The 14,062-nt window shown below is 45.8% G+C and carries 10 protein-coding genes; 6 read left to right on the plus strand and 4 right to left on the minus strand.

Annotated elements, in window-relative coordinates:
* Positions 1 to 85: 85 nt before the first annotated feature.
* Positions 86 to 817 (minus strand): tRNA1(Val) (adenine(37)-N6)-methyltransferase, encoded by a 732-nt coding sequence (locus tag KT99_RS08770; protein WP_040571792.1) that lies wholly within the window; start codon positions 815 to 817, stop codon positions 86 to 88.
* 476 nt (positions 818 to 1,293) lie between these two features.
* On the opposite strand from KT99_RS08770, the gene brnQ reads away from it, so the two are divergent.
* The 4 genes from brnQ to recJ all read left to right on the plus strand — a co-directional run bounded on the left by brnQ (position 1,294) and on the right by recJ (position 7,264).
* Positions 1,294 to 2,646 carry a branched-chain amino acid transport system II carrier protein gene (gene brnQ / locus KT99_RS08775; RefSeq protein ID WP_050774340.1) on the plus strand — a complete coding sequence of 451 codons (1,353 nt, stop codon included), beginning with the start codon at positions 1,294 to 1,296 and terminating at the stop codon, positions 2,644 to 2,646.
* Positions 2,647 to 3,002: 356 nt separating this feature from the next.
* A complete protein-coding gene (gene xerD, locus KT99_RS08780) occupies positions 3,003 to 3,920 on the plus strand; it encodes a site-specific tyrosine recombinase XerD (protein WP_040571776.1) in 918 nt (305 codons plus the stop codon).
* A gap of 690 nt (positions 3,921 to 4,610) precedes the next feature.
* Positions 4,611 to 5,348 carry a bifunctional protein-disulfide isomerase/oxidoreductase DsbC gene (gene dsbC / locus KT99_RS08785; RefSeq protein ID WP_005499098.1) on the plus strand — a complete coding sequence of 246 codons (738 nt, stop codon included), beginning with the start codon at positions 4,611 to 4,613 and terminating at the stop codon, positions 5,346 to 5,348.
* A 191-nt stretch (positions 5,349 to 5,539) separates the two neighbouring features.
* The gene (recJ, locus tag KT99_RS08790) at positions 5,540 to 7,264 is read left to right on the plus strand and encodes a single-stranded-DNA-specific exonuclease RecJ (protein WP_005499104.1); all 1,725 of its coding nucleotides are present in this window, start codon (positions 5,540 to 5,542) and stop codon (positions 7,262 to 7,264) included.
* 61 nt (positions 7,265 to 7,325) lie between these two features.
* On the opposite strand, the gene KT99_RS08795 is transcribed toward recJ, so the two are convergent.
* Together KT99_RS08795 and KT99_RS08800 are read right to left on the minus strand one after the other, a co-directional pair.
* Positions 7,326 to 8,165: a class I SAM-dependent methyltransferase gene (locus KT99_RS08795; RefSeq protein WP_005499109.1), complete on the minus strand. Its 840-nt coding sequence runs from the start codon at positions 8,163 to 8,165 to the stop codon at positions 7,326 to 7,328.
* 676 nt (positions 8,166 to 8,841) lie between these two features.
* Positions 8,842 to 9,363, minus strand: a complete 522-nt coding sequence (locus tag KT99_RS08800) for an aminoacyl-tRNA deacylase (protein ID WP_040571777.1) — start codon at positions 9,361 to 9,363, stop codon at positions 8,842 to 8,844.
* A 556-nt stretch (positions 9,364 to 9,919) separates the two neighbouring features.
* Between KT99_RS08800 and KT99_RS08805 the strand changes: the two genes are divergently transcribed.
* Entirely contained in the window at positions 9,920 to 12,112 is a 2,193-nt protein-coding gene (locus KT99_RS08805; protein WP_232504274.1) for an alpha/beta fold hydrolase, read from the plus strand.
* Between the two features lie 5 nt (positions 12,113 to 12,117).
* On the plus strand, positions 12,118 to 13,161 hold the full coding sequence (locus tag KT99_RS08810; protein WP_005499112.1) for a hypothetical protein: 1,044 nt from the start codon (positions 12,118 to 12,120) through the stop codon (positions 13,159 to 13,161).
* Positions 13,162 to 13,397: 236 nt separating this feature from the next.
* On the opposite strand, the gene KT99_RS08815 is transcribed toward KT99_RS08810, so the two are convergent.
* Complete coding sequence (locus KT99_RS08815) at positions 13,398 to 13,736, minus strand: hypothetical protein (protein WP_005499113.1); 339 nt, start codon at positions 13,734 to 13,736, stop codon at positions 13,398 to 13,400.
* Between the last annotated feature and the right edge of the window lie 326 nt (positions 13,737 to 14,062).

Genomic DNA, 14,062 nt, shown 5'->3' on the forward strand with positions numbered 1-14,062 from the left:
ATTATACACCAAAATAGACCAAACTAGCTCTTAATTTCATCTAAATTATTAGCCGTTTCGGAGATAAACTTCATCCGCAAATGGGCTAGTACTTGAGATAAAATCCGGTGATTAGGCCAATCATCTCTTGGCTATAACTGCCATCACTCTCCTTGATACAGAAGTGATTCGAGTCGACTCGATGGCTCTGCTCTGGGAAGGGGGCTTGTCTGTGAGCCAAGTTAAACACATGTCTGTGGGGCTTCTTAGCTGCCGAATCTGCAATATCCATGACCCGGGTCATGATGAGCTCTGAGCATGCCAGCTCTTGCTGAAACTTAGGCATACTTTGACTGGGGAGAATCAGGCTAGCGGTGCCATCGGCTGCCAAGAGGCGAGTTATGGCTTTTATTAGGCATGAAAAATCTAAGCTGTCGGTATGCCTGGCTTTTGCTCTAAGTTGGTTTTTGGACTGTGTCCCACCGTTAAAATAGGGGGGATTACAGATGATATGTTCAAATTTTACTTGAGTGTCCAGACGCTGTTGCGCAAAGTCCTGAATCGCACACTGCTCTATTGTTAATCTCTCGCCCCACTTAGAAGCCTGAAAGTTTCTCTCACAAGCCGATGCTGCGGTTTCGTCGAGTTCGATTGCGGTGATAATCGCTTCACTTCGCTGAGCGGCCATTAAGCTTAGCAGTCCGCTGCCCGCGCCAATATCGAGAATGCTCTTGGCTCGAGTCAGAGGGGCCCAGGCCCCGAGAATCACAGCATCTGTGCTAACAGGCATGCCACAGTTATGGTCATCTATATGAAATTGTTTGAAGGTAAATGGCATCGAGTCTGATTTATTCTGCATTGAAAACTTAGGTGGCTGGATTGTACTCTAATCACAGGGATTGGTTAATGGCTTTCATATGGGCTGCGATTTCAATGATGTTGCTGGCTTGTAGTGGCAACTTATTTTATATGCCTGATGCTGTTGCTGTGTGAGCTTGTTTAACTGAAAGTTGTTGCTTTGTTATGTTTCTGTTGTCGATCCTTCCTGATTTGAGTGGATTCCTTGTTTAATTATGCTGTATTTGCTAATAGTATGCCTCTGGAATAGGGCTTTAAGCACTTTTTTAGGCTAGGCAAGCCAGTTTTAAGTAATGTTAGCGTCAGGTGTTCCCGCTTCTGTTCATAAACTAGCCAAGTGTCGGCCGATTTTACCACGGACTCGTGTAATCATTAGTTTACACATAATTTAATCTCCACTTACAGAGCCTGTGATTGGCCTAATAACTTGAGATCGTTACAAAACAATAAAAGATGATGGGGCAAAAAGTGCAAAACAAACAGATGAGCATGGCCGATACCTTAGGGTTAGGCTTTATGACTTTCGCGTTCTTCTTGGGCGCCGGTAACCTTATTTTCCCACCATTGGCAGGCTTCCTCGCCGGGGAAAATATGATTTTAGCCATGATTGGCTTCTTGATCACTGCGGTAACTTTACCCCTGATCACCCTGATCGCCGTTGCTAAGGCGAACGGTAAAATCATGGGCTTACTTCCTCCTGTGGCTGCAACCATTTTTGCAATCACTATTTATATCGTTATAGGTCCCGCATTCGCGGCTCCACGAGCGGGTCTAGTGGCCTATGAAATGGGCTTTAAACCTTTCCTGGCAGATAGCAGTGCGACCTTTACGATCGCCGGTATCGTGCTTAATGTTGCCCAGCTTATTTACACCTTAATCTTCTTCGGTGGAGCCATGCTAATGGCACTTAATCCGGGGAAACTGCTCGACAGTGTGGGTAAGGTCCTTACGCCTATCATGATTTTTCTTCTGGTGGGTTTGGCTATCTCTGTCATGGTGCTACCTGGGTCAGGCGTCGGACAAGCCGTGGGTGAGTATCAGACTAACCCGCTGACCAAAGGTATATTGGAAGGTTATAACACCATGGATACCTTGGCATCACTCATCTTCGGCATGTTGATTATCGATATTCTTCGTCGTAAAGGGGTGAGTGACAGTAAAGATCAGACTAAATATCTGATTAGAGCCGCCTTGATCGCCGCGGCAGGCCTGGCATTTGTCTATATCTCTCTCTTCTACCTAGGTGCCTCTGCCGGTGAACTCGCCAATGGCGCAGACAATGGCGGGGTAATCTTAACCAACTATGTGAATCATGAGTTCGGTAGTCTAGGTCAGATTTTATTGGCGGCCGTGGTCACACTAGCCTGCTTAACCACGGTTATTGGTTTGGTGACAGCTTGTGCCGAGTTCTTCAATGATCTGCTGCCACGCATATCCTACAAGATGTTTGTGGTTATCATGAGCCTGGCCTGTGCCACAGTGGCGAACGTTGGACTATCACAATTGATCAGTGTAAGTGTACCTGTGCTCTACACCATCTACCCTGTCGCTATCGCCTTAGTCGCGGTGACTTTCTTAACCAATAAGTTTGCCATGCCTGAGCTCTCTCATCGTATCGTGCTCAGTGTCGCCTTGGTATTTGGTATTATCGATGGTCTTAAAGCGGCCGGTATCGATATGAGTTTTGCGGATTTCATGCCAATGCATAATGAAGGCATGGCCTGGTTACTGCCGACAGGGCTGGCAATAATGGCGTGTTTATTTATCAAGAAGAGTAAAGCTGAGCCTAATACCCAAACTACTTCATAATGCAGGATTCAGCATGTCGAGAAGTGACAGAGTTCAAGGCATGAAATAGTAGTACTAGTTATTCTAATTCAATATTTCATAACGCAGAAAAATGTTGCTTCTCGCCTTGCCCTGCGGGAGCTCCCGTAGAATAACTGCACTGCGTTAGTGCTATCGACAAGGGAATAACCATTCTCTCAATCACTGCCTTGTTCAGCTATCCTACGGGGGCTCTGAAACGAGCACATTGAGGTAGCTTGGGTATAAATTGGGATAACTTCCTACTGAACTCTGTTAATTCTCTGGCTATGTCATAGAATACTAAGCGCGGTCTCGATGAGAACGCGCTTTTTTAATGCCTCAAAGGAGTGACTAGCTTGGCTGAGTCTGCTGAATCAAAACCATATCAACCCGACCCGCTTATCGATACCTTTCTGGATGATCTCTGGTCGAATCGGGGATTGAGTGATAATACCCTCGCAGCCTATCGAACCGACCTGCGCCATTTCGATCGTTATATGCAGAAATTGGGCGGCGGATTAGTTCAGGTGTCTCAGCAATTGATCCGTGACTATCTGGATGTGAGATTCGATAAGGGCTTTGCCCGTACCAGCAGTGCTCGCCTGATGAGTAGCCTGAGGCGTTTTTATGGTTTCTTGATACTTAAGAAGCTGATTCAAGTGGATCCTATCGCGCGGATAAAGTCGCCCAAATTAGCCCGTAAACTGCCTGACTCACTCAGCGAAGCCGATGTCGATATCTTGCTCAATGAACCGGATCTACAAGAACCCATCGAATGCCGGGACAGGGCCATGCTGGAGCTACTTTATGCTACTGGGCTGCGAGTGACTGAATTGGTTAGTTTGACCATGGAGCAGCTCAGTCTCAGACAGGGCCTGGTGAGGGTTGTAGGCAAAGGTGGCAAGGAGAGGCTAGTGCCTCTGGGGGAGATTGCCGTTAACGAAGTTGAACACTATCTTGAGGGAGCCAGAGCCGAGTTGCTCAAAGGCAAGCTCAGTGATGTGTTATTCCCCTCTAGACGTGGCCAGATGATGACCCGGCAAACCTTCTGGCATAGAATTAAACTCTATGCGCTTAGGGCTGGAATCGTGACGCATATTTCCCCTCATACTATGAGGCATGCTTTTGCGACGCATCTGCTAAATCATGGTGCCGATCTGCGCGTGGTGCAGTTGTTACTGGGGCATAGCGATCTGTCCACCACACAGATTTACACCCATGTGGCCAAAGCCAGACTCAGTCAACTCCACAGTGAACATCACCCCAGGGGCTAGCTTGCCTGATAGCAAGTTGGAAGTATCTTCTTCAGTTGGGTTCATTTACCGGGTTCGGTGTTTGCTTGGTTTGTTGGTAATCATAGCCTCAATGATACCTATAGCCTGCGGCTCGCTGAATGTGCAAACACTTCTGTGACCCGCCGCAAGTATATCTGACTGCCATGGTCTTAAGCGTTCCAGACGCTTTTATAACATTTCCCATATCCCTATGGGTCAGCGGCGGGAATGCCAAAAAATGTAGGGAACATTTTTGGCCCTGTGAGCTCTGCGACATCAAACAACTTCCATGTTTAAAGGCCAGTTCGGCATCCCAGCCTCTCGTTCGGAGAGTATCACTTCGTGATACCTCACCCTGATGTCGAAGGTCACAGCCGCGTTCACACCTGATTATTCATTTCTTCGATTTGAGTTAAATTGATGGGGGAAGGCTTTCTGTTCCATGACCTTGAACGGGTATCAGAGCTTAGGTTTTTAGTTGGCAGAAGGGCATTTTCCTCTGACCCCAAATACTATTCGAAGCTGCTTAACTTTGAGGTAGTTTATAATTACCTCTACTGGCAGTGATTTAGTTACAGTTATTATTTGCTTTAATCCTGTTGAAACTGTAACTTTTCTGGCCTAAACAAGGTCTAATCAAGTGTAATTTTAAATAACCGCACCAGACCCATGCAAAGAACAGGATATATAATGAAGTTTACCCGCATATTTTCTTTGGTACTTGCTGTGGTATTAGCGCCTTTCGCTATGGCCACATCTAATACCCACAGCGACACAATTGCCAATAGTGCCGAGCTGAAGCAGAAGTTGAGTGACACATTAAGTGTCAAGGTTCACTCTCTTCATCAGTCGCCTATCCCAGGTCTATACGAAGCCTTAACGGATCGTGGCGTGCTATATATCTCTCGAGATGGCTCTAAACTATTTCATGGTAGCCTGTATGATCTCGATAATGATATGAAGAATCTGACGGAGGCTGCGATGGCAGGACCTCGTATCGAGATGATGAAACCCCTCGAAGATCATATGTTGGTGTATAAGGCTAACAACGAGAAACATGTCGTTACCGTCTTCACCGACATCAGCTGCGGTTATTGTCGCAAATTGCATAAGCAGATGGATGAGTATAACGACTTAGGCATCACCATACGTTATCTGGCGTTCCCACGTAGTGGCGTACCTTCTGCCAACGCCGATGAGATGGAAGCGGTCTGGTGTGCAGCGGATCCCCTTAAGGCGATGACAGATGCTAAGGCGGGTAAGAGCGTTGAGCATAAGCAGTGTGATGCAAAAATTGCCGAGCAGTATAACCTAGGTCAGAGCTTCGGCATCAATGGCACCCCGGCTATCATCTTAGATGATGGCAGCATGATCCCAGGCTACCAGCCACCTAAAGATCTGCTTCGTGCGCTAGAGTCAATTAACTAGATTACTTGACAATATAAAGCCTAAGGCCAGCGATATCGCTGGCTTTTTTATGTCGGGCATATCGGATGGCAAATGTCAGCTTAATGGATTTTCGCTTGTATGCCTAAGCTAGTGTTATCTGGGCCGGGGTTTGATATGCTAGCTGGTGTTTGATTTCTCTGTGTTCAACCTAAGCTATAAGGCAGTAATTCGTGATCCATAAGATAGTGCGACGTTCTAAGGTTGATGACACTCATCTGCCAGATTCCTTCTCTCCTCTGTTAAAGCAGATCTATGCCAGCCGTGGTACCACAGCCGAGGAATGTGATCTGACTCTGTCACGCCTGTTACGCCCCAATACCATGAAAGGTTTGGACATAGCCTCTAAGATTATCGCCGATGGGATCAGAGACAATCGCGCAATTTTAATCATGGGTGATTTCGATGCCGATGGCGCGACCTCGACCTGTGTGTGCATGCTGGCGTTGAAGATGATGGGCGCGAGTAAAATTGATTACCTTATCCCTAATCGCTTCGATTTCGGTTATGGACTGAGCCCGGAGATCGTGGCCGTCGCCCATAGTAAGGGCGCTGAGCTGCTGATCACAGTAGATAACGGTATCTCCTCTGTCGAAGGCGTTGCCGCCGCTAAGGCGCTGGGCATGCAAGTGGTGATAACCGATCACCATCTGCCGGGTAAGGCTATTCCCGATGCAGACGCCATCGTCAATCCCAATCAAGTGGATTGCGGCTTCGCCAGTAAATCTATCGCAGGTGTTGGGGTGGCTTTCTACCTGATGTCAGCCCTTAGAGCCGAGCTTAGGCAGCGCAACTGGTATCAAGAGCAAGGCATTATTGAACCGAACTTAGCTCATCTGCTCGATATCGTCGCCCTGGGCACAGTTGCCGATGTGGTGGCCCTCGACGCAAACAACCGCATCTTAGTGGCAGCGGGATTACAGAGGGTGAGGGCGGGTCGCTGCCGCGTCGGGATCACAGCCTTATTAGAAGTTGCGAAACGTAACCCGGCTAAAATAGTCGCATCCGATTTTGGCTTCGCCGTAGGCCCCAGGCTCAATGCCGCTGGGCGCCTCGATGAGATGGCCCTAGGGGTCGAGACCTTGCTTTGTGATGACATGATAACGGCCAGACGCATGGCGGCGGAGCTTGATGATTTAAACGCCCAGCGACGGGATCTCGAAGCCGATATGCAGCAAGAAGCGTTGAAGAGTCTGGAGTCCGTCGAGCTCAATGAAGCGAGTCTGCCTTGGGGCATCGCCCTTTTTCAGGAGGACTGGCACCAGGGGGTTATCGGCATTCTGGCTTCCAGAATCAAAGACAGATACCACAGACCGGTTATCGCCTTTGCCGATGCGGGAGAAGGCGAAATAAAAGGCTCGGCGCGCTCGATAAAGGGTCTGCATATGCGCGACCTTCTCGAACTTATCAATAGCCGTCACCCCGGAATGATCCTCAAGTTTGGTGGCCATGCTATGGCTGCGGGACTCTCTTTGAGAGCGAAAGACTTCGAGACCTTCGAGCTGGCATTCGATCAAGCTGTGCGTGAGTTGTTGAAGCTTGAACAGCTGACCGGTGAGTTCGTCACCGATGGTGACTTGCCCGCCGCAGATATGAACTTAACTGTCGCCTCAGAGCTGCGTAATGCCGGTCCCTGGGGCCAAGAGTTCCCCGAGCCCTTGTTCGATGGCCACTTTAAAGTCATCCAACAACGAATCGTCGGTGAGAAGCATCTTAAACTGGTGCTGGAAACCGAATGTGGTCAAACCATGCTAGATGCCATCGCTTTTAATATCGATCTTAAGATCTGGCCCGATGCCACCATAGAGCATGCCCGGGTGGTCTATAAACTCGACGTGAACGAGTTTAGAGGCAATCAGACGGTGCAGTTGATGGTAGAGCAGATAGAACCTATGTAATGGTATAAGTAAACATAGGTTCATTGCTTCTTGGTTTGGTTGTGTCTTATACCGAGGGGTATTATTTCTGCGCACTGACGCCCATCAGATGCTCGACTTTTTTCACCTGCCTGAAGCCGGCCGCTTTGAGTCGGCGGATGACGCCATCGACAAAACTGCTGCCCTTCTTTACTACGTGTGGATTGCCAGTGTAATGAAAAAGCCGTCCGCCTGGGCGCAGCACGCGGAAGATCTCCCGGTAGAACTCTTCGCTATAGAGCTCGCCGGCGAGGGAAAAACGCGGTGGATCGTGAACCACAGCATCGAAGGAAATCGCAGGCATTGTGGTGATCAGCTCAAAGCTATTGCCCTGACGTTGCACAATCCCCTCTTTGCCCAAATCGTTTGACCAAGGGTTCTGCGCGCGCAGCCCTATTACCTCCGGGCTCAACTCTATGGTGAGCACTTCGCTTGCACCTAGTCGGTGGGCTGCGATGGCCGCATAGCCCAGTCCGCTGCAGCAGTCCAGTACCTTGTCGCCCTTGCTCACCGCCTGTTTAGCCATCTCAGAGGCACTAACAAAAGGGTCGGTTCCCTTGGAAATGTGCATCTTGACGCCGCTAATTTCTAGCAGAGGTGCGCCAGATGTGGGAACGAGCTTGTAGTAGCCATAGCTGCGGTCTTCAAGCGGAACCATATCTCCATCGCTGCAGAGGTAGATCCTCTGTGTCTTCTTGGCTATCTTTTTGAGATCGGCAATGGAAAGTCGATTATCATCGTCGAGTACCAGGCTCTGATCACTTAAGGAAAAGTCCCGTTCCGAAAGATTTAGGTCAGTAGAGAGCCGGACGCAGGACAGTTCTTTAGCGATAGCTTCCAGCGCCTGTTGGGCATTGATTGAATGTAGGTAGTAGCCGAGCATATCGTTGGTCTATTTAGTGAGAAATACTGGCCGCACTATACACCTTCAGAGCCGGATCGGCATTGTTATACCATTCCATATAAGTATCTGGTCAGTTCAGAGACTCTCACGCAGTGCGGCTGATGTTTAAAGAAAAGGGCAAAGCCCTTTATGCTACGTTGAATGTTCTCGATATACGACTGCATGGTCTATTTTGTTCCATACAAAATATGACATTTCCCTGACCCATAGGGATATGGGAAATGTCTTGAAAGCGTATGGAACGCTTAAGACCCTGGAGGTCAGATGCAGGAGGTACGAGCCCATGGACGGGTGAAGGTAGAATAATGCCGGAGCAATTATCGAGAGCAACGCAGGAGCTTGTTGCCGAGAATAACTATTAGCTTCAAACATCCGTCTTGCCTACAGTGCTTTGAACTCCCGTTGAATGATCCGATACTTACTCGGAATGGTATTAAATTGGGCCCCATGACTAATCAATAACATGGTGATTCAGCATCTAGCTTGCAACTCTGTCCTGAATTAACAGTAAACTTATCTAGCTAAACCTTGGCATATCCCTGTCATTTTTTTGATTTGATACGACCTCAAAATGTCAAACACCGAGCTTAACTCGGTGTTCTATTTCAAAGTGTGACTAGGCTTGGACTCGAGCCGATACTCATATGGAATGAGATCACAATCGCCAATCTCGCTGGTATCTTCTCGCCGATCTAGATATGCCTATTCGCTTGCCGGAAATGTCACCATGGGGTGTTTTATCTAGCATATTTACATACTGTTTGTGTGGTACCTTGATTAAATGATCATGGTCACCGGCTTCTATGTAAACATGCTCGGTCGCTAACAGGGAATCATCAACAAGCATCTTCATCTGGTACGCCTCACCCATTGCGGGGATCGCACCTCTGTCACAATCGGGGAAAAGCTCACCCAATTTTTGTTCGCTAACTAAGCTATATTCTTGTCCGGTTATATCATTCAATCTTGGCAGTGACAGCCTATTGCCAGCAGACACAATTGCCATGATGTGTTCTCCTGATTTGTTAACTAAGACAACGGGTTTAGACATGTGGGATGAGGGGATATGGGCAGATGTTGAAGAGTCTAGCGAAGCGTCGGTATGTTTATGCTTCACTAATTCATATGTAACATTTTTTTTTGACAAATACTCACTAAGTGTAATTGCGATGGCCACTTTATACCTCCTGCAGGGACAATCTTAGCCACTTATAAGTGTAGCATAGCTGCAAAGGGGTCAGAGCTAATAGCTACTTTCGTCTATACTTAATGCTTTTCACATTCCACATTATCCAAGGACCGGATATGCCAAGAAAACCTCGTATCTATGCCTCATAGATAGTGAATCTTACTTTATGGCTTGCCAACGCTACATTGAACTGAATCCAGTCAGAGCCAACATGGTTGAACATCCCAGCGAATACACTTGGTCAAGTTATCAATATCATGGTGCAGGCAGAAAGATTGCCTGCCTAACACCGCACCCCATCTAAACATAAGATTCGGCCACCTAAAACCAGGTCATCCAATAAAGCCAGAATAATCAAAAGAGCTAAAAGCTAATGTGTTCTGACCCCTTTATCTGCTTTATCTTGACCCTTTATATTTTGTTGAAAAGACAAAAGATATGGCTGTCTCCTCTTTATTATGACGTTACACGTGGTAGTATCTTTGCAAATTTTTTAAATGATGGCTAATGCCATTTTATTAAGAATAAAAATGGGACTAGTTTTTTGTTTTTATGGAGTCAACGGATGACAATAATAAGATTGCTGAGTTTATGTTCTTTTTTTCTGCTAACCGCTTGTGGTGGAGATGGTGATTCATCGGATCCAGCCCCTGTTATTATTTACTCAAGTTATAATATTACGGCAATTGATGGGTATTTAGAGAACGCTACAGCCTGGTTAGATACCCAAAACAGTGGGCAATATGTTTCATCAAACCCTACAGCAACAACTGACGCCAAAGGCAAGGCGATACTCAGTATTCCTAATACGCTTACTGCTAAAGATTACGCTATTTTTGTTGAAGCAAAACAATCGGTCACATTCGATAATGGCCTAGATAGACGGATAACTAATAGTTTCACCCTCGCAGCTCCTGCTGGGGAACGGATAGTCACCCCTTTTTCTACTCTTGTTTATCTTAAGATGAAGTCAGGGCTGACTAAAAGCGCAGCTATCGCTGTAGTGTCGAGTCAATTACAGGTATCGGGCAGTAGGCTATTAACCGATTTTATTGCCACTAAAGATAGTCGTATGACTTTGATTGCCGCTGATTTAGTTCGCCTAAATGTCTTCCCTGTATCTCCGCAACAACTCGCAGATGTAGCTCTTAAGCAAGGCGACTTTAATGCGGATATTACTAATTATGCCAATATACAGAGTGATATAAATGAGTTTAAGGGTGTAGCCAGAAATTCATTTAGAACGCTAGAGCTAGATACTGATATTGACGGTGTCGCTGATAGTGACGATAGCGATATTGATGGGGATAATATTCCAAACGAGCAAGACACTCACCCTTATGATTTTGATCGCCATACAGCACAGTCTCCAAGTGAGTTAATCTTATCTCAAGCTAAATTCGAGACTCTCCTATCTGAGCAATGGCATTACTATAAGTTAGAGACGCCTGAAGACATTCTGCTAAATGTTAGCTTGTCGCAACTCACTGGCGACTTAGATCTATATGTAAAACAAGATACGCTTCCGACCAAATTTGATTACGACTGCCGTTCTAACAACAGCTATCAAAGTGCTGAAAAATGTCTGCAAAGACTTAAACAAGGTCAGATCCATTATATTGCTGTTGCAGCGCAGGAAGATTCTAACTACCGCTTACAAGCTGTATTAGATGAAATCGTTGTTAATAAAGTCAGCTTGTTGCTACACGGGCTCGCATCAGACGCCGGCACTTGGGATAACCTAGTCGATGATGACAGTTTTTATTCAAAGTCATGCGACATACTTAATATCCATGACGAGATAGATACTCTTCCTCAAGTTAACAGCAACGGCGAGTCTTGTTTTAGACTCAGCTTTGGTGGTTATGATCGTGACACAAACTTGAGCTCTAAAGGGCTTGATGGTAAAACCTGTATTTCTGCATTAGGTTGTAACGGTGACTTTTCTCGTTTTGAACTGTTAGGCACGGAAGTTGAAATCGCCATTGATAAGATTGTCGATAAACTCGGGATCGATACCGAAATTGTTCTACTAGGGCATAGTCGTGGCGGACTTGCAGCAAGATCCTATTTACAAAATCCAGATTCAAAACACAAAGATTATGTGAAGGCGTTAGTCACAACAGGCACACCGCACCAAGGCTCACCGCTGGGACGTTTCTATCGTTTTATGGAGCTTAACTGCTTGCCTCAACGTAGCTATGAGAACGATGGGGGCATGTGTGAAGATAACTGGGAAGTCGTTAAAATGGTTGCTGGTGAAAGGTGGTATTCCAGCAAAAACCTAATGGATTTAAGGGCTCCTAGTATCGAATTTTTATCACCAGAATCTAGTGAAATAACTGTTCTAAATGACAATATCTTAGAGCTAGAAAATATCATTACAGCCCAACTAAGCTACAGAGGTACAAAATTTGGCATACTAGCTGAAGATATCTCTCCTCGTGGTGACTATGACCTTTATGAATATGGGCAATGGTTCGGTGGTGACCACCCACACCCAAGCACCTTACGTTATATGGAGCAAGGTCAGTCTCGAGAAAGCTATATTGGTGATGGGATAGTGCCATCTTATAGCCAACAACTCAGTAATTTACTGGTCCCGCATGGGCGTAACATAGATTTTTCTCTAACTAACAACAGCTATAATGTGATCCATACCGAGCAAACAGACCAAATTACTGATCTGCACTCTATGTTTGAATCGGTTCGCATCGCCATTGGCTGGAGTGAGTAATTAATATGAAGAAGCAATTCACCATTGCTTTGACTGGCTGTGCAGTACTTGTGGCAATCTATTTTTCCACTGGTACTGGGAGCCAAATCCAAAGCCATACTCAAACTGCCGCAGATATGTCACGAGTGAATGAAGCCATCAGCCATGAGTCTCCGGCATCAGCGCAAGTTGAAGGCGTAAATATTGAGGCAAAGCCAATAAACTCTCCAGACAACAAACACACCCAAAATACAGTGCTTTCGCCAGCAGTAACTTATGCAAATTGGATAAAAATGAAAGAGCTTCTTGCCAAAGGTGAGGTAAATATTGAGTTTGAAAAACAATTAATAGATTCTTTAAGGAAGACGCCTAATCTGCAGGTTTATGAAGAGTTCAAACAATTACTCGAAGTGGTAGATAGCAATCTCAACACTAGAAACCAAGAATATTTATTGAGCTTGCTTGCCGTCATTAACACCGAAGAGTCGGTTAGTTTGCTTCTTAAGACGCTCGGAAACGAAACAATTACTGATTCCAATGCAATTTATGTAGCAAAGAAGTCACTGCAACAAATTGCTCAATCAGTAGCACATATTGATCAGTTGGAGGCGAGCTTTAAGACTATGTCCAGTGACAATCAATTTTTGGCTGATGTCGCGAATGGAATAGCTAAAAATGCAGCAGAGCAACACTTGGATTTTTTAGTTGCTCAAGTTGATGCCGCTAACGATAAATCTCCGATAGCAATGGCGAGTATGAGCAATATAACTAATGAGCGCCTAGTGCCTCAGTTGCAGCGACTCATCAACACTAGGGATGCTCAAAGCGATCTATCGATTGCCTCATTAAATACCCTAGCAACCATGGGGCAATACGAAGCTGCTGTCGCATTAATACAATGGAGTGCTCAGCAGCCAGTGAGCTCAAAAGCGTTCGTTGGGGAACTATTTTCAACAGCAGTGCAAAGAAGTCCGTCGACATATAGAGCAATAGAGAAGCAATTAAATCGCCAGCAATTTACCAGCACAGAAATCAAATTGGTTATCGAAGACATCTACTCAAAAAAATAGAACCTGTAAATTAATTTATCAACTTCTAACACAGTCGACTTAATGGGCTGTGTTGTTTCACCACTTCTTCGAGCTCCAAACCAAATAACGAAGACATATATGAACAAGTGGGGTCAGTGGCTGACCCCTTTATCTGTTTGCAAACAAAAAAGCCCCGATACCGTGAGGTATCGGGGCTTTCAACTATATGTTCTTGAGTATCTTGAGAGAAACTGAGGTGCGATCCTTTAACGTTCTTAAGGCGCGAGTGAAGGTAACACACTGCCAAATGTTCTAATCTGTCGCTGCAGCTTAATAGGTAATTGCCAGTAACGCTTGTTTGAGTGTGTGCCAAGTCCTGTTAATCGCAAATCATCGTCTATTTGCCATTTTTTCGCTACTTCATTCGCATTAGATCTTGTATGACCATCATCCACGGCTTTACCATCGAGCAATACTAGATAAGCGACTTCCTGCCAGTAGTCTGTCACTCTGGAACCATCATTGCTGACGACTTCAATTTCCTTACCAAATGACACTGACAATATATCGGTGGTATTAGCCATTTCAACACTTATGATTTGCTTGAATTGCATGGTTAACCTCAAAATTAGAAGGCCATAATTTTACCCCTGTAGTATTCCAGCGTCAATAACACTCTTGGTTGAGGAAGTGAGGAAGTTAGGAAATGGTGCATTGGTTGTTAATCGCGGCTTTGACTTGTGTTCTTCTGGGACAGGGCATAATCACCTTAAACCAATAACTAAAAATGAGTGACGCACTTCTACTTTGACAAGGGGGCACTGTCTGTTGTTGATTAGCCATGGGTGGCTGTTTTCTTTTTTTTTGTGGGGATTCGCCAGGTTCTGACCCCTTTATCTTGTTTGGTTTATGGAGCTGTTTTTATCTCCCATGAGCCAAA

This window comes from Shewanella benthica KT99, from assembly GCF_000172075.1.
Classification (GTDB): domain Bacteria; phylum Pseudomonadota; class Gammaproteobacteria; order Enterobacterales; family Shewanellaceae; genus Shewanella; species Shewanella benthica_A.